Below are 18,960 nucleotides of genomic sequence, written 5' to 3'. Positions count from 1 at the left end.
TAATTTTCAATATGTTGCTATGAGGTTAATCACCATAATTTTTTAAAATATCCCTTTACGGATGACATCTTTCCGGTGAGGTCAGGGCGGGGGTAAGGCCATAGTCGGCCAAATCCCGGGGAACATCCTGACCGGCGAGGAGAGCGGCCACCAGACGACCGGCGGCGGGGGCGGTCTGAATGCCATAGCCCCCCTGACCCGCAACCCAGAAAAAGCCGGGGGCTGTGGCGTCAAAACCGATTACCGGGCCGCGATCCTCGACAAAACTGCGCAGCCCCGCCCAGGCATGATCAACCTTTTTTACCGGTTGTGACAGGGCCTGCTCCACATAATGAGCGGCATAGGCGATGTCGAGTTCCTCGGGCTGGGCATCACAGGGGGCGGACAGGTCTTCATTGGCGGGGCAGGCCATGAGCTTTCCGGCATCGGGTTTGAAGAAAAATTCTTCGCGGAATTCCACCACCATCGACCAGTGAGGCGGCACGGCCCCGCCATCGGGGCCATCAACCAATATCGCCGAACGGCGCAGGGGCTGGATGCCGATGGGGGTCACCCCGGCGCGTTCGGCTACCTCATCGACCCAGGCGCCGGCGGCGTTGACAATCACAGGGGCGCGAAAACTGTCCGTGCCATCGCTGACGATCCAGTGATCATCACTATAGTGGATGTCGCGGGTCTGAAAACCGGTTTTGAGCGCGCCGCCCGCTTGGCGAATCGCTTTTAGGTAACCTTCCTGCAGGGCGCTGACGTCGATATCATATACCCGGGGATCATAAATGGCGGCCTCCTGATAGGCCTCATCGAGGGCAGGGAATTTTTCCTGAATGACGTCTTTTCCCACCAACTGTGCCTCGGGATTACGCGGGTGCATCTCGGCGAAATGGGCTTTAAGGGCGGGGACATTTTCCCGCGCCGAAACAAACATCACACCACGGGGGCTGCAGAGCGGCGTCGGGCTGAAACCTGCGGGGGGATCGGTGAAAAAGTCGCCGCTCGCCCGCACCAGTGCATAAAGCGCGTCCTGCTCGCTGCCATAACAGGCGGCATAGACTGCGGCTGAGCGGCCTGTGGCGTGATAGCCCGGATGATCTTCCTGTTCAAGGACGAGAACTCGACTGGTTTTGCTGATTTCATAGGCGGCGGATAAGCCGGCGATGCCAGCACCGATGATGATCACGTCATAGGGAGTGGGGGATGTCATAACAGGTTCCTTGTGTCCAAATTAAATATGATATATCATCATAACGATGCAAACGCAACGATTAAGGAGTGATTCAGGAATGTCCGACAAGGCGCCAGAGAATACAACCACAAGCCCTTTGACCGCGGGCATGTCGACTCCGGTTCATATCAGCTACATGGTGACCATCGTCGCCAACCTGATGGCCTTTGGCGCGCTGAAGGATAATGTGGCGCAGTTTGGTTTGACGGTGCGGCAATGGCGCATATTGGGCCTGTTGGGACAGATGGGCCCTCTGACTCTCAGTGATATTGCCCATACGGTGCATCATGAGAAATCCACATTAAGCCGAGCCGCAGGTGAACTCGAGCGGCGAAATCTGATTGAAAAGCGGCCGAACATCCGCCATAAGAATAGCCCGCTACTGTCCTTCACGGCGTCGGGGCAGGCGCTTTATGACGAGATTGAGCCAATCTTTACGGCCCAGGCGGAGAAGTTCGCCGATGGCTTGACGTCAAAAGAACAAAAACAGCTGTGTGAGCTGCTGGACAAGTTGAAACATCATGCCGAAGAAGTCAGGGCCTTTGAAGGCTGGGAAACGGTTTAGGGTAAGGATTTAGTATATGATTAATGAAACCCTGTGGCTCAGCATGGCGGCCTTTGCCTTTGTCACGGCTTTCACGCCGGGTCCGAATAACCTGATGCTGATGTCCTCGACGATTTTGTTTGGCGGCAAGCGCACCATACCCCACCTAATCGGAATTCAGATCGGCTTTTCCACCTTGATGGCGGCAGCGGTTTTGGGGCTGGGGGAACTGCTTAAGCTGTTCCCCGATGCGCAAATGGTGGTCAAATGGTTGGGGGCCGGGTGGTTGTTATGGCTGGGCGTGACTTTCTTGCGGGAAGCCGTCCGGCAACATCGTTCAAAAGGTGAAACACAGGCTCCGAAAACCAGTCGGCCTTTCACCATTATCGAAGCGGCGCTTTTTCAGCTCGCCAATCCCAAGGCATTGGTAATGGTCCTGTCGACGGCGAGCCTCTACAGTGGCATTGCCGAGGATATCACCCTGCGCACGGTCATCATTGTCCTTACCTTCAGCGCTATTGGCACCCCGAGCGGTATCAGCTGGATGTTGCTGGGGCGGGCGATGAACCGCTGGCTCGGGGATGCGTCACACGGTCGGGTAATGAATATCGCCATGGGGGTGCTGATTCTTGCTCTGGTGGCGGTCATCCTGATGAACTGAGGCTAGTGCACCAGAGAAATGGCCTTGATCTGGGCGAAGACCCTTTGCCCTGGATGTAGGCCAAGGTAGGCGCAGGAATAGGCGGACAGTTGCGCCTGAATCTGGTGATCTCCTAATCGGAGATGCACCAGACACTGACCATCGGGCGTGGAGGGGTCAAGCTGATCAATTACACAGGGCAGGATATTGAGCACGCTGGTTTCGATAGCTTCATGCAGGGTCAGACTGATATCCTTGGCGGCGAGATGCAGGCGGATTTCCTGACCCGACGCTACGGCCTGCTGCGGCAGACGAATGACATGATCCCCGACGGCGACTTCCGTCAGATGGTGGCTGTTGCGGGGGGTGATCACACGGCCGATCAGCAGGCTGAAGGGGCTGTCGCAATAGGCGGCGAGCGTCTCATGCCGGGCGAGCACCTGCGCCAAGGGTCCCTGATGACATACCCGGCCCCCTTCAAGGATCACCAAATGATCGGCGAGACGCGTTACTTCATTCATGTCGTGACTGATATAAAGCATGGGGACGGAGAGGCTGATTTTAAGTTTTTCCAGATAGCATAGAATTTCCTGCTTGCGGCCACTGTCGAGGGAGGCCATGGGTTCATCCATTAACAGAAGGGCGGGATTGAGCACCAGTGCGCGGGCGATGGCGACCCGTTGCTTCTCACCACCGGACAGTTGGCCCGGTCGCCGGGACAGGAAATTCTCCAGCCCGAGCAGGGCAATAATCTGGTCATAATCCGCACCGGTGACCCCCTGTGTCACCCGTTTGCGGCCATAATCGATATTTTGCTGGACGCTCAGATGGGGAAACAGGCTGGCTTCCTGAAAGACATAGCCGAGCGGGCGTTTATGAGGGGGCTGGAACAGCTTTCCGTCTTGCCAGACCTGATCACGGAACCGCACTTCGCCGTCAGTCAGGTGATCCAGTCCGGCGATGGCGCGCAGCAGACTGGTTTTGCCGGCGCCGGACGGGCCGAAGATCGCCGTGACGCCCTGATCCGGCAGCGTAAGGTCGATGTCTAACGGAAAAGCCTGGCGGGAGGCGTTAAGTTTAATCTGCAGGCTCATAAGACCCCCCCGGAATTTCTGCGACGATTGAAACTGTAGACGGCGGTCAACACCAGGAATGAAAAAATCACCATCGCGGCAGACAGGCCGTGGGCCTGATCATAGTCCATGGCTTCCACATGATCGTAAATCTGCACCGAAATCACCTGAGTTTCGCCGGGAATGTTGCCGCCGACCATCAGGATGACGCCGAACTCTCCTACCGTATGGGCGAAGCCGAGAATGGTGGCGGTGAGGAAGCCAGACTTGCCAAGCGGCAGAATGACGGAGAAAAACCGGTCCCAGGGGCCGGCGCGCAAGGTGGCGGCGACCTCTATCGGACGCGGGCCCAGGCTCTCGACTGTATTCTGGATCGGCTGGACCACAAAGGGCAGGGAATAAAGCATCGAGGCCACCACGAGTCCCCAGAAAGTAAAGGGCAGGGTGCCGAGGCCCAGAGCTTCGGTCAGTTTGCCGCCCGGTCCTTCCGGCCCCAGCAGAATCAGCAGATAGAAACCGAGTACCGTGGGCGGCAAAACCAGCGGCAGGGCGACCAAGGCGCTGATCGGGCCCTTGAGGCGGGACCGGGTGCGGGCGAGCCACAGGGCCAGTGGCGTGGCGCAGAGCAACAGCAACAGGGTGGTTACACTCGCCAGTCGGAAGGTCAGCCACAGGGCCGTGAGGTCGGCGTCTGAAAAGCTCATGAGTCGCCCTTTGTTTCGGGTAGACGATAGCCAAAGGCCTTCAGGGTGCGGCGCACGTCTGGCTGCTGCAGATAGGCGAGCAGGGCGGGCGCCGCCGGATTTTGCCCGGCATGTTTCAGAATCACGGCGTCTTGCCGAAGAGGGCTATAAAGGCTGTCGGGAATGACCCAACAGGTGCCGGCGCCGTTCTGGCGCACCTGTGACAGGGCCACAAAGCCAAGATCGGCATTACTGCTGCTGACAAAGTGATAGGTCTGGGCGATATTCTCGCCACGCACCAACCGCGGCGCCACCTTGTCCCACAGCCCAAGAGCCTGAAGAACTTCCTGCGCCGCCAGACCATAAGGGGCCAGCCGGGGGTTGGCGATGGCCAGTTTCTTGATCTGGTCGTCGGCGAGTATTTGGCCATCGTTCAGTGCGAGGCCGGTTTTTGGCGACCATAGCGCCAGTCGGCCAATGGCATAGGTCAGGCGGCTGCCGGACAGGGTTTTTCCGTCGCGTTCCAAAGCCTGGGGGGTTTTCTGATCGGCGGAGAAGAACATGTCATAGGGCGCGCCGTGGCGGATCTGGGCGTAAATCTTGCCCGAGGAAGCGAAGATCAGTTTTACCTGATGGCCGGTCTGTTGTTCAAACGAGGGGATGATGGCTTTCATGACCGGGGCGAAGTTCGATGCCACGGCGACCGTGAGCTGTTCGGCCCGGGCCGTCGACATCATCGCCACCATTCCTGTCAGTAGGACAAATAACCAAATTCCGCCGCGCATTAATATTCCTGTAAATCAAGTTCTTAAGCCGCCCCCGGTATGGAAACAACCTGAAATATGGCCAGTGTGAAATATAAACCGGCGGTGTGCAAGGGGCTTTTTCCTGGATCAGCGCCGCAACAGAGTCCGGAGGGCGTTGAGGCACAGGGCGATATTCTTGTCACTGGCGCCATAGCCCATCAGGCCAATGCGCCAGACTTTCCCCGCCAGCGTGCCGAGCCCGGCGCCGATCTCCAGATTATGGTCCGTCAACAGGGCGCTGCGGAAGGCGGCCTCGTCGGTTACGGTGTCGGGGATCATGACACTGTTCAGTTGCGGCAGGCGTTCAGGGGCCGGCACCAGATATGTCAGGCCGAGCTCCTTGAGCCCGTCGCGCAGTTTTTCATGCATGGTCTGATGGCGGGCCCAGGCGTTTTCCAGTCCCTCTTCTTTCAGCATCACCAGACTTTCATGCAGGGCATACATGGCGTTGACCGGGGCGGTGTGATGATAGGACCGGGCCCCGCCGTTGCTTTCCCAATAGTCCATCACCAGATTTAAATCTAGGAACCAGCTCTGGACTTTCGTCGTGCGGGCGCGAATCTTGGCAATCGCCCGGTCGCCGAAACTGACCGGGGAAATGCCGGGCGGGCAGGACAGGCATTTCTGGCTGCCGGAATAAACCGCATCAATGCCCCATTTGTCGACATAAAGCGGCACGCCGCCCAATGACGTCACGGCATCAACAATGGTCAGGCAGTCATGGTCCTGCGCCAGACGGCAGAGTGTTTCCGCATCTGACAGGGCGCCGGTGGAGGTTTCCGCATGAACAAAAGCGAGGATGTTTGCTTCCGGGTGAGCTTTCAGCGCCGCCTCGACTTTCGCCGGGCTGACGGCCCGTCCCCAGTCATCCATCACCATCACCGCCGTGCCGCCACATCGTTCGACATTTTCCTTCATTCGGCCGCCAAAAGCGCCATTTTGACACACAATGACCGTATCGCCCGGCTCCACCAGATTGACGAAACAGGTTTCCATACCGGCCGAACCGGGGGCTGATACCGGGAAAGTCAGGCGATTCTCGGTCTGAAAGGCGTATTTCAATAACGCCTTGATGTCCTCCATCAGGCCCTGGAACGCCGGATCAAGGTGGCCGATGGTCGGCTGTGCGAGTGCGGCAAGAACCCGATCCGGCACATCGGACGGGCCAGGGCCCATGAGAGTTCTTTTGGGCGGCATAAAGCTGGATGAGGCGGGCATGGCGTTTCTCTCATAATTGGGATGTCATATGTTGTGCTTAACGCGCCGGGCAGAGCTGTTCAAGGAAAGATCGTAAAAATTGCGTCGTGACCGGCGCAGAACAGTATTGAATCCCGTCAAGATAACGACAATAGGCTGATATACCTATAAAAATATCTCTTTAAAGTAGATTTTTATGGTGATATTCGAGTATTCTATATTATATTGTTCTGATTTAATGAGAGTGGGATGATGAGCGGTTTTTTGGTTCAAAGGGGGAAGGTGAGTAGAGGGTGAAACAGATATCAGAAACATCTGAAAAGGGCGCCGCGCCTTCGGCGCAGGGTCGGTGGTGGGAAAGTTTATGGGCGCAAAGGGGGCAGCGGCTGTTGCTGGTTGCTGCGATTGTCGTGTTGTGTATCGCGCCTTTTGTTGTTGAGGCGTTTGAGATCGCCTATGAGCCGTTGCACGGGGTTTTGATCGCCTTGATTTTTACCATATTAGGTCTGCTGCTGGCCTATTCTTCAAAGAACAGACAGTTGAGGATGGTCCAGGCGCTGGTGGATCAGGCGCATCAGGAAACGGTTGAAGCCACCCGGATGAAATCAGAATTTCTGTCCAATATGTCCCATGAAATCAAAACCCCGATGAACGGTATTATCGGCATGATTAATCTTTTGCTGGATTCAGACCTGAGTTCGGATCAACGGCACTTCTCCCATATAATTTCGAGCTCTGCCGGCTCGTTACTGGAACTGATCAATGATATTCTCGACTTGTCCCGCATTGAGGCTGGCCGCCTTGAACTGGAGGTCTTACCTTTTGACCTGCAACGCCTGATGGAGGAAGTCTCCGGCATGTTGGGAGGAGGATTTGCAGAAAATGATGTCGAACTGATCATCCGCTATGCGCCTGGAACACCGCGTTTTGTTCTGGGTGATCCCGGTCGGTTGCGCCAGATTATCCTGAATCTGGTCGGTAATGTGCTCAGGATGACGCGTGAAGAGCATGTACTGATTAATGTGGAAACCATTGAGGATTACGGCGGGCAGCAGACATTCCAGATTTCTGTAGCGGAAGCCAATAACGCGGCGGACTCCGGGTCTGTCTCTGAGGAAAAGGCATCAAGAGTATACCGACAGTATGGGGGCAACAAATTGGGTCTGACCCTGTCTCATAAGCTGATTGAACTGATGGGGGGGGATATTTCGACCGGACTGGCGCCGGAAACCGATTCAGTTTTTTGTTTTACCCTGCCGCTGGTGCTGGACCGCCGCACCATTCATCTCAATGATCTTGATTATAATCAGGATATATCGGGCCTGCGGGTACTGGTGGTGGATGACAACAAGGTTGCCGGCAAGACCATTGTCGAAAAACTGTCTGCGGCCGGGGTTTTGGCTGACTTGACGACGTCCCCTCATGAAGCGCTGAACAGTTTTATCACTGCCGCTGCAGAAGGAAAGCCTTATGATCTGGCGATTCTGGATTATGCCATGCCGGACATGAGCGGTCTGGATCTGGCGCTGGCGATCCGTTGTAACAGGGCAATTTGCGATGTGGTGCTGTTGTTGATTTCCTCGGTAACCCATAAAGGGGCGGAGAAAGAACTCGAAGCACTCGGATTTGCCGGATATTTGACCAAACCCATCAGCGGTGATGAAGTCAGCCGGATGATTTCCCTGATTTGGGGCTGTCGTCGAAACCGGCGGCCATTATCGTTGGTCACCCGCGAGATCCTGCGTCAGCGGCTTGCCGCCGATGATACTCTCGTCAAGACAGAAGGCGATTATCAGGGCATCCAGGTTTTATTTGTCGAAGACAATCCCATCAATTTAATGGTTGCGACGCAAATGCTGACCAAACAGGGGTGTCGGGTGACCCCGGCGGGCAATGGCCTGGAAGCGGTTGATCTGGTGATGCAGCGTGATTTTGATATTATTTTCATGGATTGTCTGATGCCGGAGATGGACGGCTATCAGGCGACGCAAACGATTATGCGTTTTGAGAAGAATGCCAATCTGCCGCATACTCCGATTATTGCCTTTACCGCGAATGTGCTGGCCGGTGATGAACAGAAATGCCTGGATGTCGGCATGGATGATTATGTTGCCAAACCGGTGCGATCAGAAGTATTGTTGGCGGCCTTGGCGCGATGGACATCGTCTGATAAGGATAAAGAGATATCGCCGCGACAGCCGAAGCAAAAAAATGGAGAGACCCGCGTGAATGATTTGATCGATCCTCAGGTATTCAAAACGCTTAAGTCTTTGACAGGGGACAGCTTTGTTCCGATTATGAAGAGTTATGTCAACCTGGTCACGGAAATGGTGCCAGCGATTGAGAAAGCCATCGAAGACAAGGACGACAAGGCCTTGAGCCTCAAAACCCACTCTCTCAAATCCAGCAGTCGGCAGGTCGGGGCCATGGGGATCGGTGATTTGGCCGAGGAACTGGAGAAGCTGGGGGAGGCAAAGAAATTTGGCCATGCCAGCATTATTTTCCAGCCCTTCTCTGAAATGTGTGATCAGGTGATCCAGCAGCTCAATGAGCTGATCAGCGCCTCAACCCTTAATCCCTCCTAAGCATCATTGGCCTTGAATTCAAGGGAAGCCGAATTTATGCAATAACGCTGTCCTGTCGGGGCCGGTCCATCGGGGAACCGGTGGCCAAGATGGGCTTCACAAGTGCTGCAGATGGCTTCTTCCCGGATCATGTCGTGGGATGTATCGCGCTTGATGGTGACGGCGTCGGGTGTGATGACATCGTAAAAGCTGGGCCAGCCGCTGCCGGAATCATATTTGGTGGTGGACCTGAACAGCGGCGTGTGACAACAGACGCAATGATAGGTGCCATTTTCCTTATGGTCCCAGTATTTGCCGGTGAAGGCCTGTTCCGTACCGCCGCAGCGGGCGACGCGATATTGCATGTCATTCAGGTCTTGTTGCCATTCCTGGTCTGACTTTTGTGGGTGCCCCGGAGTGGGGATTGGGTGTTGTTTTTCGCTCATGTTTCTGTCTCCTGAAGATCGAAAATTTTGCCGGGATTGAGAATGTTTGTCGGGTCGAGGGCGCGCTTGATCACTTTCATCTGATCCAGGGCGGCCCCATGTTCCTCCCGCATGTATTTCTTCTTGCCCAGCCCGACGCCATGTTCGCCGGTGGCGGTGCCGCCCCGTTGCAGGGCGCGCCGGATCAGACGACTGTTGAACGCTTCCAGTCTGTCGATCTCTGCGGCGTTGGTTTTATCGTAGGGCAGGGTGAGGTGAAAATTACCGTCGCCGACATGGCCAACCAGAGGGGCAATCAGGCCGCAATCGGCGATATCGTCAAAGGTTTCGCCGAGACAATCGGCCAGCCGGGAAATCGGCACACAGACATCGGTGATCCAGAAGTCCTTACCCGGATAGGCGGCGCGTACCGACATGTAGCCCTGATGGCGGGCGGCCCACAATCGGGTGCGATCCTCTGGCCGGGTCGCCCACTTGAAATCCGCCCCGCCCTGGTCCTGGGCAATTTCCGCGACCATTTGCGCCTGTTCCGCCACCGCTGTGGTGCTGGATGCCCGTGTGGCGGCCATCCCCCCGAGACTGGCATTGGCGCCGGGATCAATGGGGAAAAACACGCCCTGATCCCGCAGATGTTGATTGAGCTCTTCCCGGGTTACGCCGGCCTCTACCGTGCAGTCGAGGTCCTGTGCCCGCACCGCGAGAATGCGCTTCATCTGACTGAAATCCAGACACAGGCCACCGTAAGGGGCGAGAAAATGACCTTCCAGTGCCGTTCCGGCGCCATAAGGGATGACCGGCATATCATGGGCGCGGCACAGTTTTACAATGGCGCTGACTTCTTCCGTCGTTTGGGGCCAGGCGACCGCGTCGGGCGGCAAGGGGGCAAAATGGGTCAGCTCTTCACCGTGATGGCGCCGGACCGCATCTGTACGGTTCAGCCGCGGGCCGAGAAGTTGCTCGAGCGCGGGCCACAGGACGTCTGAATTTTTATTCTGGGTCATATGTTTAGCATATCTCATAAAAAAATCCGATGCCAGATCGGAATGTCTTATGTTATACAGAAAGAAACGCAGGGGAGCTTATGAGCCATAGAATCATTCAGATCCATGTCCGACGCGGGGTGGGCGACTTACATCAGAAACTGAAACGCATCACGCCGGTGGTCGATAAATGGCCAGTCGGACCGGATGGACTCAGTTATGCCCTGTTGGTGCGCACCCAGGATGTGCAGGCGGTGACCGACCGGCTGCACAGCCTGTTTATGGAGAAGCATATTGTCCGCATCGTTATTCAGCCGGTGGAGGCCGTCCTGCCCAAGCCGATTACTCTGGTCGCGGCGGTGGCCAGCCAGGAGGACGCCGGAGTTAAAAGCCCCCGGACTTTTTCCGGCATCAGCCGTGACGAGTTGTATGCCGATGTCGCGCGCGGGGCGGAAATCAGCACCAGTTTTCTTCTGCTTGTGGTTTTCTCGACCATTGTCGCGGGGATCGGCCTGATTGAAAATAACATTGCCGTGGTGATCGGCGCCATGGTGATCGCACCGTTGCTCGGGCCCAATCTGGCGCTGGGTCTGGCGACGGCACTTGGTGATCTGGACCTGATGGTGAATGCTGTCAAAACCATGTTGGTGGGGTTTCTGGTGGCGCTGGCGTTAAGTTGCGGGCTCGGGCTGGTCTGGGGACATTTCTGGCCGCTCGACCTTTATAGTCCGGAATTGTTGTCCCGCACGGAAGTGGGGTTTGACAGCATTGCGTTGGCGCTGGTGTCGGGGGCGGCGGCGGTACTGTCACTGGCCAGCGGGATATCCAGTGTTCTGGTCGGGGTGATGGTGGCGGTGGCCCTGTTACCGCCAGGGGCGACGATGGGGATTATGTTGGGGGCCGGGCGCTATGATCTGGCGCTGGGAGCGGGTCTGCTTCTGGCGGTGAATATTGTCTGCGTCAATCTGTCGGCCAAACTGGTATTCCTGTTTAAAGGCGTGCAGCCGCGCACCTGGATGGAAAAGCAGAAAGCCATGCGGGGGATGATACTCTATATGATTTTCTGGGCGATCAGTCTGGGGTTGCTGGCTTATGTCATTATTCTGCGTATGGGGCAGGGCCTATGATCCTGTTTCCCCGGCCCGTTCCAGCTGATGTTTGCGGCGCTTTTTGAGGTTGATTTCCAGTGCCACATCGAGCCTGTGGCCTGTTTGTGTCGGGAAGGTGGTGATAACGCCGTTAAGCGACGGCAGGTCAGCCTTGTGGGCAAGCAATACATCCCGGGCGAGGCAGAGGGTGAATGTCTGATCGACAACGGTAAAGGCGGGGGCCTTTCCTGTCTCCAGACAGAGGATTCTGTAGCTGATCTCGCCCTGAGGCAGGGCCGTGGCGGTGCTGATTTCACCGTCTTCCAACAAGCTGTCGAGTTCAAACAGGTCCAGGCGATAGCTGATTTTGTCCGGTTCAATGCGTAATTTCATCAGAGAAAACCTCCTTCGCTTTCCGGGAACAGGGGATAGACATCCACCAGATGACCGGCCCGGAGGTTGAGACCTGTTTCCGGAATCACCGCCCAGCAATTTTGCTGCAGCAGGGGGCTGATCTTGTAGGATTCCTGTCCCGGCAGAACTTCTACATGCAGTTGCCCTTCGGAGTCGCGGTGGCAGCGGGCTTTCTGAAAAAAACGAAACGGCGATTCCTTGGTGAAGGCATTTTTCAATCGGGCGATCAACGGAGTTTCCGGGCGTTGCCCGCGCAGCTTGCGGATCAGGGGATAGGCGAAGAACCGCATGCCCACGGCGGCGGCGATGGGATTGCCGGGCAGACCAAAATAAAAGGCGCCATCGGGCAAACGGGCAAACAGGATTGGCTTGCCCGGACGAATCGCGGCTTTATGACACAGGATTTCGGCGCCTTGACGTCGCAACCCGTCGGGTATGAAATCATGGCGGCCCATGGATACCGCGCCAGAGGACAGAATCAGGTCGAAATCCTGTTGCCTCAGAGCGTTGATTTTCTGATCAAATTTTTCCGGGTCGTCAAAGATGGTCCCGGCATTGACCGCCGGGCAGTCATGGGCCCGCAGTCCCGCCAGCAGGTAAGGCGCATTGCTGTTATGGATTTGGCCAGGTTTCAGCGGCTGATCCATGTCATCAACCAGTTCCTTGCCTGTGCTGATGACCGCCGCGCGCGGGGCGGGGATAACGGAGACCTGATCCTGCCCCAGAGCCGCGAGCGCCATGATCTGGGGCGGGCCGATACGCATTCCCTTGTCGAGCAGGCGATCGCCGGGGGCAAAATCGGTGCCGGCTTTGCGGATATTCTTGCCGGGGAAGCCGCTGACGGTGATGGCGATCCGGGTTGGTCGTCCGGCGTCGTCCTGCTCAAGAATGACGCTGTCCTCAATGCGGATCACGGCGTCGTAGGCTTTGGGCACCGGAGCGCCGGTCATGATTTCCCAGGCCCCTCTTTGGCCTGTCGCCGGTCTGTCGCCGGCCATGGTGCTGCCATCAACCGTGAGGACGACGGGGTGCGTCCTTGTTGTCCCGGCGATCTGGTCGCTATGGACGGCAAAGCCATCCATGGCGGAATTGTCAAAGGGCGGGACCAGGGCGTCGGCGGTCAGGGTTTCACCGGCCACCAACCCCGTCAGGTGATCCAGGGCCATCTTCTGGGGTGCGCGGGGTGTCGCCGCGTTCAGAATGATGTCCAGTGTTTCATGATAGGACAGCATAGGGGGTCTCCTTAGCCGCCCGTGGCCGACAGATTGGGCAGAATACCGGTATTGCCGTCGGCGAGAAAATGGGACGATTTTTTATAGTTCAACTGCTTCATGATCCGCATCTGCAGGGCTTCCTTCTGATCATCGCGCGCGAGCAGATCCCGCAGAGGCACGCCCACGTCACCGAACAGACACAGGCGCAGATCACCGGTGGCGGTAACCCGCAGCCGGTTGCAGTTCGTACAAAAATCTTTCGAGTAGGGGGCGATCAGGCCGATGGCGCCCTGATAATCGGGATGGGTGAAATTCACCGCCGGGCCTGCGCCATTCTCGCGGATATTCTCGACCCAGCCCTGATCTAGCAATTGCTGACGGATCACATCGGCGGACAAATGGCGCTGCTTGAAATAGGCGAGATTATCACCGGTCTGCATCAGTTCGATAAACCGCACGGTGATCGGACGGTCTTTAACGTACGCAAGATAATCGGGCAGTTCCTGATCATTAAGACCTTTGAGCAGCACCACATTGATTTTCACGCTGTCATAACCGATCTCAAGGGATTTCTCGACGCCTTCGAGAATTTCCGGCAGCCGGTTATGGCCGGTGATCTCGTGGAATTTCTCAGGATTCAGGCTGTCGATGCTGACATTGATGCGCCGCATGCCCGCCTCATACCAGGTCGTGGCATTCTGTTTCAGGCGGTAGCCGTTGGTGGTGAAGGCCATGGCATCAATGCCATCGATGCCGGACACGAGTTTGGTGATTTCGGTGAAATCTTTGCGGACGCTGGGCTCGCCGCCGGTGAGGCGGATTTTCCAGACGCCAAGTTCGGCAAAGGCGGTCACCAGCCGGCGAATTTCGTCCTGGTCGAGGAATTTCGGTTTGCTGTCACAGTGATAGCCGTCGGGCAGGCAATATTCGCAACGGAAATTGCACACGTCGGTGATCGAAAGGCGCAAATAAGGGAACGCCCGATCGTAATTGTCTTTTAACTCCACTTTCTCTCCTTTCCAAACACGGGAGGCCAGGGTGTTTACACCATAACCCGGCAGGTCATCTCGCCTGCGGCCAGCCGTCCATGTTCTGATGACGCAGGCGTCAAAGGAATTTAGGACGGAAGGCTTCGGAGCAGGTCAGCTTTACGTTCAAAAAACGAAAACCCGACCTAACACAACAGACTATATCTAACCTGAACACAGAAAGCCAGTGTTGACGCAGGTCAAATATATGTGAATAGCTTAAATTAAAGGGTCTTCCAGTAGAGTTTTTAAAAATCCGCGTTGAGGTCCTGATCGCAATCGGGATTGGGACATGCGGGGGTGCCGTGTTTGTCACATCCTGAGGCAAGATCATGGTCACAAAACCCGCAGAGTGCATTAATATTTGGCAGGATAACCGAATTCTTGCTGATCTCGAATCCATTGTCGCGAAAGCGCTTCAGGGTGCGGGAAAAGGTTTCCGGCTTCATATCCAGATAGGAGGCGATGAGAGATTTGTCATAAGGCAATTCGATCAGGTCCGGCACCTGGCCCTGTTCCAGCAGCAGTTTCAGCAGGAACCAGCCGACCCGTTCGGTGGCCGGTTTCAGGCGGATATTCTCGAATTCCTGGATCAGGGTGTGGGAGTTCTTCGACATACTGGCGACAACCCGTAGCGCCAGTTCGTTATGTTCCTTGATGCGTTCACGTATGATCGGCGCCGGCAGGGTCAGAATCACGGCCTGTTTCGCCACCTGGGCGCTGACCGGATAGTTGGCGTTGAGAAACACAGATGATTCTGAAATCATATCACCGCTGGACAGCATCTGCATGACGGTTTCTTCACCCTGGGCGGTGCCCTTGAACAATTTCACCCAGCCGCTGAGCATGATGTGCAGACGGCTGGAGACCTCGCCTTCAAGAAACAGGAGTTTGCCTTTTTTATATTCCCGCACCTGGGCATGCTGCAGCAGCCCGGTCAGAATGTCTTCCGGCAGATTGATAAAGAAGGGCAGCTCTTCAATGAAATTCCGTTGCTCGGTGGTGATGCCGTCGACCTGACGGGTCACCTGAATGCGGGGAAGTGAAGATTGATCCGGGGAGAGACCGGCGTCCTTTTCCAAGGTTTCCGCCAGTTTTTCCTCAACCGTTTTCATCAGGTCCATTTTCTCCGAAGTCATCCCAAACCAGTCTTGTGGTGTCAGGGCGGGCGCGGATGTTTTATGGCCTGGTTTGAAGCTGTCATGCAGTTCGGTGAGTTTCTGCACCGCATTGCCTTGCATGATACTGTCGTAAACATGTTTCTGCTGGTCGTCGGCCATGGCGAAAAAGGTGCGCTTGAAACTGTTCTGTTCGGATACCAGAAACCGGAACCGGTCAAGGAATTCGCGATTCTCGAATGATTTGGTCACCAGACCACGGGCGCCGAGGGCGCGTTCCCGGCCAAATTTTTCCTTTAATTGCAGGAAGTAGGAATAGGCGCTGATCTTGGCCGGATCGTTGTCTTTATTAAACAGGGCCACCAGAACCATCAGGTCGATCAGGGGACTGATGACATTGTGGCTATAGCCGCTAATGATTTCTGTCGGGTTGAATTCTAGGTTGAGAATACGGTTGCGGCGGGACTTTACGGTCTCGCAGTTGTCCAGTACGACTTCTATCTTGTTGAGAAAATCATCATCAAAGGCGTGGACGTTATGCCATTCTTTGAGTTTCTCGCGCACCACATTGAATGCTGCAGCGGACTGTTCAAATACCGTCTCCAGTTCATCTCTAAAGAGAGTGCCCTTGCTGCTGGTGAAAAGCACTGCGCAGCCGCGTTCCGCCTGCATTTGGTGTAAGGCGTTGCCAAGATAAAGAAGCGTCTTATTCATTTAAAATACAATTTAGTTATTAAATACCCATGCCCCGATATTAGGCCAAATAATTGGCGGCTACAAGCTTTCTCGCCAAAAAACGGTTGGGCGGGATTCAGAATAATTTTCTCTAATTGAGGTTCCTTGATAAAGGTCAAATGCAATTGACCAACTTCCTCCTAATGTTCAACCCTCATAAAAGCGTGATTATGTTCGGGATATGAAGGGATTCACAATGAATGCTTTAAATGTAACACCGGGGGAACAGAAACAAGCCTTGATCGCCAGTACACTGGCCTTTACGGTCTGTTTTGCAGTCTGGACTATTTTCTCCATTATCGGCCTTAAAATTAAAACACAGTTGGGTCTTTCCGATACCGAGTTCGGGATTCTGGTGGCGACGCCGATTCTGACGGGGTCCTTAAGCCGGATTTTTCTCGGCGTCTGGGCCGACCAATATGGTGGGCGGATTGTCTATACTTTTCAGATGGTGGTCACGGCGTTGGCGGCCTTTTTACTGACCAAGGTGTCGACCTATCCGATGTTTCTGGTGGCGGCGCTCGGGCTTGGTCTGGCGGGCGGCAGTTTTGCCGTTGGCATCGCCTATGTGTCCACCTGGTATCAGAAAGAACGCCAGGGTACAGCGCTTGGCATTTTTGGGATGGGCAATGTGGGGGCGGCGGTGACCAACTTTGGCGCACCTTTCCTTCTGATCATGATGGACGGCCAGTGGCAGGGCGTGGCGCAGATCTATTCCGCGGTGTTGCTGGTGACAGCGGTTCTGTATTTTCTCTTTACCAAGGACGATCCGGCGTTACGGGCCCGGCGCGAGCAAGGCATCAAGCACGCCTCTTTTCTGGAGCAGATGGAGCCGCTGAAAAATCTTCAGGTCTGGCGTTTTTCTCTCTATTATTTCTTTGTTTTTGGCGCCTTTGTCGCGCTGGCTCTGTGGCTACCGCGCTATTATGTCGGGGCTTACGGTCTCGACCTTAAAACCGCCGGTATGCTGGCGGCGGCCTATGCGTTGCCGGGCAGTATCTTCCGGGCATTGGGCGGCTGGTTATCCGACAAGATCGGCGCCCGTCGGGTGATGTACTGGACGTTCGGTGTCTGTGTCGCCTGTACCTTCATCATGTCTTATCCTGCGACAGATTATACCGTTGCCGGTATTCAGGGGCCAATCAGTTTCAATATCACCATTCCTTTGTGGCTGTTCGTGTCACTGACCATTGTGCTGGGCTTCTTCATGTCGCTGGGCAAGGCGGCGGTCTACAAACATATTCCGGTCTATTATCCCGGTCATGTGGGGTCCGTCGGTGGCGTGGTCGGTCTGATTGGCGGCCTGGGCGGTTTCTTCCTGCCGATTACGTTTGGGGTCATGAATGATCTGATCGGGGTGTGGACAAGCTGTTTCATGCTGCTCACCGTCCTGATCGGCATCGCTCTGGTCTGGATGCATTTCGCCATCATCCGGATGAACCGTCGGGATATGCCGGACCTGAATGGGCCGCGTTATCTGCCGGAACTGGATAATATCAAATCATAAAACGGATTTAGTAGAGGATTTAACATGGCCAAAGATATTGAACAATGGAACCCGGAGGATCCCGCAGAATGGGAAAGCCGCGGGAAAACCATCGCCAACCGCAATCTGTGGATTTCGATCCCGAGCCTGCTCTGTGGCTTTGCGGTCTGGCTCTATTGGGGCATCATTACGGTTCAGATGCTCAATCTGGGCTTCCCCATCGCCAAGGGGGAACTGTTTACTCTGATGGCGATTGCCGGTCTGACTGGCGCGACGTTGCGCATCCCGAGTACGTTCTTCATCCGTATCGCCGGCGGGAGAAACACCATTTTCTTCACCACGGCGTTGCTGATGATCCCGGCGATCGGGACCGGCTTTGCGCTGCAGGACATTAATACACCGTTGTGGCAGTTCCAGATTCTGGCCTTCCTGTCCGGTTTTGGCGGCGGTAACTTCGCCTCCTCCATGTCCAATATCAGCTTTTTCTTTCCGAAAAAAGTTCAGGGGTATTCTCTGGGCATGAATGCCGGCCTTGGCAATTTCGGCGTGACCACCATGCAGATTCTGGTGCCATTGTTCATGACTATCGGTATCTTCGGGGGCGAGCCGATGATCCTGCAGAATACCAGCGGCACCCTGATCGGTAAAATTCCGGCGGGCACCGAAACCTATATCCAGAACGCAGGCTTTGTCTGGCTGCTGTTTCTGGTACCGCTGGCTTTTGCCGGCTGGTGGGGCATGAACAACATCACCGATGAGCATGTTTCGCCTAATGTCGGTAATCCGCTTGGGGCTTTTGCCAAAATTTCCTTCATGCTGGTTCTGGGTTTCGTCGCCGCCGCCAGTGGGTTGTGGCTGATGCTGCCGCAAACCACCAGCGGTCTGCCGACATCCGGTTTCGGCATCAGCAAATGGATCGTGCTGCCGCTGGTGATTGCTTTTACCGTCTTTCTGCTCAAACTGATCCCCGGTGAAGTGGGCAGTAACCTGAAGCGGCAATATAAAATCTTCAACAATAAACACACCTGGGCGATGACCGTCATCTATACCATGACCTTTGGATCCTTCATCGGTTTTGCGGCGGCCTTCGGTCTGTCGATCAAGGTGATCTTCGGCTTCCAGCATCTTGTGGTGGATGGCGTACTGACCCATAATACCCCCAATCCCGCTGGTCCCAGCGCCCTGATGTTCGCCTGGACAGGCCCCTTTATCGGCGCCCTGATCCGACCGGTGGGTGGCATGATCGCCGACAAACTCGGCGGTGCGCGGGTGACACAGTATATCTCCATCGTGATGGTGGCGAGCGCTCTCGGCGTGGCCTATTTCATGAAACAGGCTTATGCCTCCGCCACGCCGCAGGAATATTTCATTCCTTTCCTGATCCTGTTCCTGATCCTCTTTGCCGCAACCGGCATTGGCAACGGGTCCACCTTCAGGACCATCGCCATGGTGTTTGACCGCGAACAGGCCGGGCCGGTTCTGGGCTGGACCTCTGCGGTGGCGGCTTACGGCGCCTTCATTATTCCAAAGGTGCTGGGCGAAGAAATCAAGGCAGCGACACCGGAGCTCGCGCTCTATGGTTTCGCGGTCTTCTACGGCATTTGTATCGTGATTAACTGGTGGTTTTACCTGCGCCCCGGCGCTTATGTGAAAAACCCTTGAATGTAACAACAGGGGCGTCTGGACAGGGTGGAACAGTTCAGACGCTCCGGCACTTATCAG

At 55.6% G+C, this 18,960-nt stretch carries 17 protein-coding genes and 1 riboswitch; of the genes, 6 read left to right on the top strand and 11 right to left on the bottom strand.

What is annotated here, in order from left to right; genetic code table 11:
* Nucleotides 1-55 precede the first annotated feature (55 nt).
* Complete coding sequence (locus FIV45_RS16535) at nucleotides 56-1,201, bottom strand: NAD(P)/FAD-dependent oxidoreductase (protein WP_099473592.1); 1,146 nt, start codon at nucleotides 1,199-1,201, stop codon at nucleotides 56-58.
* A 79-nt stretch (nucleotides 1,202-1,280) separates the two neighbouring features.
* Here FIV45_RS16535 and FIV45_RS16530 point away from each other — a divergent pair, with 79 nt between their 5' ends.
* Both FIV45_RS16530 and FIV45_RS16525 read left to right on the top strand, forming a co-directional pair.
* The gene (locus FIV45_RS16530; protein WP_165777035.1) at nucleotides 1,281-1,787 is read left to right on the top strand and encodes a MarR family winged helix-turn-helix transcriptional regulator; all 507 of its coding nucleotides are present in this window, start codon (nucleotides 1,281-1,283) and stop codon (nucleotides 1,785-1,787) included.
* Nucleotides 1,788-1,803: 16 nt separating this feature from the next.
* Nucleotides 1,804-2,427 carry a LysE family translocator gene (locus FIV45_RS16525; RefSeq protein WP_099473589.1) on the top strand — a complete coding sequence of 208 codons (624 nt, stop codon included), beginning with the start codon at nucleotides 1,804-1,806 and terminating at the stop codon, nucleotides 2,425-2,427.
* Nucleotides 2,428-2,429: 2 nt separating this feature from the next.
* Here FIV45_RS16525 and modC read toward each other — a convergent pair whose 3' ends face one another.
* The 4 genes from modC to FIV45_RS16505 form a co-directional block, all read right to left on the bottom strand.
* A complete protein-coding gene (gene modC, locus FIV45_RS16520; RefSeq protein ID WP_099473587.1) occupies nucleotides 2,430-3,500 on the bottom strand; it encodes a molybdenum ABC transporter ATP-binding protein in 1,071 nt (356 codons plus the stop codon).
* Entirely contained in the window at nucleotides 3,497-4,183 is a 687-nt protein-coding gene (modB, locus tag FIV45_RS16515; protein ID WP_099473585.1) for a molybdate ABC transporter permease subunit, read from the bottom strand. Before modB ends, modC begins: the two co-directional genes overlap by 4 nt.
* Complete coding sequence (gene modA, locus FIV45_RS16510) at nucleotides 4,180-4,947, bottom strand: molybdate ABC transporter substrate-binding protein (protein WP_099473583.1); 768 nt, start codon at nucleotides 4,945-4,947, stop codon at nucleotides 4,180-4,182. The genes modB and modA overlap by 4 nt, the downstream gene beginning before the upstream one ends.
* Before the next feature lie 108 nt (nucleotides 4,948-5,055).
* Nucleotides 5,056-6,186, bottom strand: a complete 1,131-nt coding sequence (locus tag FIV45_RS16505; protein ID WP_099473581.1) for a pyridoxal-phosphate-dependent aminotransferase family protein — start codon at nucleotides 6,184-6,186, stop codon at nucleotides 5,056-5,058.
* A gap of 272 nt (nucleotides 6,187-6,458) precedes the next feature.
* Between FIV45_RS16505 and FIV45_RS16500 the strand changes: the two genes are divergently transcribed.
* Entirely contained in the window at nucleotides 6,459-8,750 is a 2,292-nt protein-coding gene (locus FIV45_RS16500; protein WP_099473579.1) for a hybrid sensor histidine kinase/response regulator, read from the top strand.
* Here FIV45_RS16500 and msrB read toward each other — a convergent pair.
* Nucleotides 8,747-9,175, bottom strand: coding sequence for a peptide-methionine (R)-S-oxide reductase MsrB (msrB, locus tag FIV45_RS16495; protein WP_099473577.1), 429 nt, complete (start codon nucleotides 9,173-9,175; stop codon nucleotides 8,747-8,749). The genes FIV45_RS16500 and msrB overlap by 4 nt on opposite strands.
* Complete coding sequence (locus FIV45_RS16490; protein ID WP_204602238.1) at nucleotides 9,172-10,194, bottom strand: FAD-binding oxidoreductase; 1,023 nt, start codon at nucleotides 10,192-10,194, stop codon at nucleotides 9,172-9,174. The genes msrB and FIV45_RS16490 overlap by 4 nt, the downstream gene beginning before the upstream one ends.
* A 62-nt stretch (nucleotides 10,195-10,256) precedes the next feature.
* Between FIV45_RS16490 and FIV45_RS16485 the strand changes: the two genes are divergently transcribed.
* Nucleotides 10,257-11,282 carry a TIGR00341 family protein gene (locus FIV45_RS16485; protein WP_099473575.1) on the top strand — a complete coding sequence of 342 codons (1,026 nt, stop codon included), beginning with the start codon at nucleotides 10,257-10,259 and terminating at the stop codon, nucleotides 11,280-11,282.
* Here FIV45_RS16485 and FIV45_RS16480 read toward each other — a convergent pair.
* The 4 genes from FIV45_RS16480 to FIV45_RS16465 all read right to left on the bottom strand — a co-directional run bounded on the left by FIV45_RS16480 (nucleotide 11,277) and on the right by FIV45_RS16465 (nucleotide 15,731).
* Nucleotides 11,277-11,636 (bottom strand): DUF7009 family protein, encoded by a 360-nt coding sequence (locus FIV45_RS16480; protein WP_099473573.1) that lies wholly within the window; start codon nucleotides 11,634-11,636, stop codon nucleotides 11,277-11,279. The two genes, FIV45_RS16485 and FIV45_RS16480, sit on opposite strands and share 6 nt — an antisense overlap.
* Nucleotides 11,636-12,889, bottom strand: a complete 1,254-nt coding sequence (locus FIV45_RS16475; RefSeq protein WP_099473571.1) for a molybdopterin molybdotransferase MoeA — start codon at nucleotides 12,887-12,889, stop codon at nucleotides 11,636-11,638. The genes FIV45_RS16480 and FIV45_RS16475 overlap by 1 nt, the downstream gene beginning before the upstream one ends.
* A gap of 11 nt (nucleotides 12,890-12,900) precedes the next feature.
* Entirely contained in the window at nucleotides 12,901-13,878 is a 978-nt protein-coding gene (gene moaA, locus FIV45_RS16470; RefSeq protein ID WP_099473569.1) for a GTP 3',8-cyclase MoaA, read from the bottom strand.
* A riboswitch (molybdenum cofactor riboswitch) is annotated at nucleotides 13,868-14,020 on the bottom strand. Its footprint overlaps the gene before it by 11 nt.
* Before the next feature lie 127 nt (nucleotides 14,021-14,147).
* On the bottom strand, nucleotides 14,148-15,731 hold the full coding sequence (locus tag FIV45_RS16465) for a nitrate- and nitrite sensing domain-containing protein (RefSeq protein ID WP_099473566.1): 1,584 nt from the start codon (nucleotides 15,729-15,731) through the stop codon (nucleotides 14,148-14,150).
* Nucleotides 15,732-15,948: 217 nt separating this feature from the next.
* Here FIV45_RS16465 and FIV45_RS16460 point away from each other — a divergent pair, with 217 nt between their 5' ends.
* Nucleotides 15,949-17,259 carry an MFS transporter gene (locus tag FIV45_RS16460; protein ID WP_099473564.1) on the top strand — a complete coding sequence of 437 codons (1,311 nt, stop codon included), beginning with the start codon at nucleotides 15,949-15,951 and terminating at the stop codon, nucleotides 17,257-17,259.
* A 24-nt stretch (nucleotides 17,260-17,283) separates the two neighbouring features.
* Nucleotides 17,284-18,900: an MFS transporter gene (locus FIV45_RS16455; protein WP_099473562.1), complete on the top strand. Its 1,617-nt coding sequence runs from the start codon at nucleotides 17,284-17,286 to the stop codon at nucleotides 18,898-18,900.
* The last annotated feature ends 60 nt before the right edge of the window (nucleotides 18,901-18,960 follow it).

Source organism: Paremcibacter congregatus (assembly GCF_006385135.1).
GTDB lineage: Bacteria > Pseudomonadota > Alphaproteobacteria > Sphingomonadales > Emcibacteraceae > Paremcibacter > Paremcibacter congregatus.
This window is presented reverse-complemented; position numbering and strand designations above follow the sequence as displayed.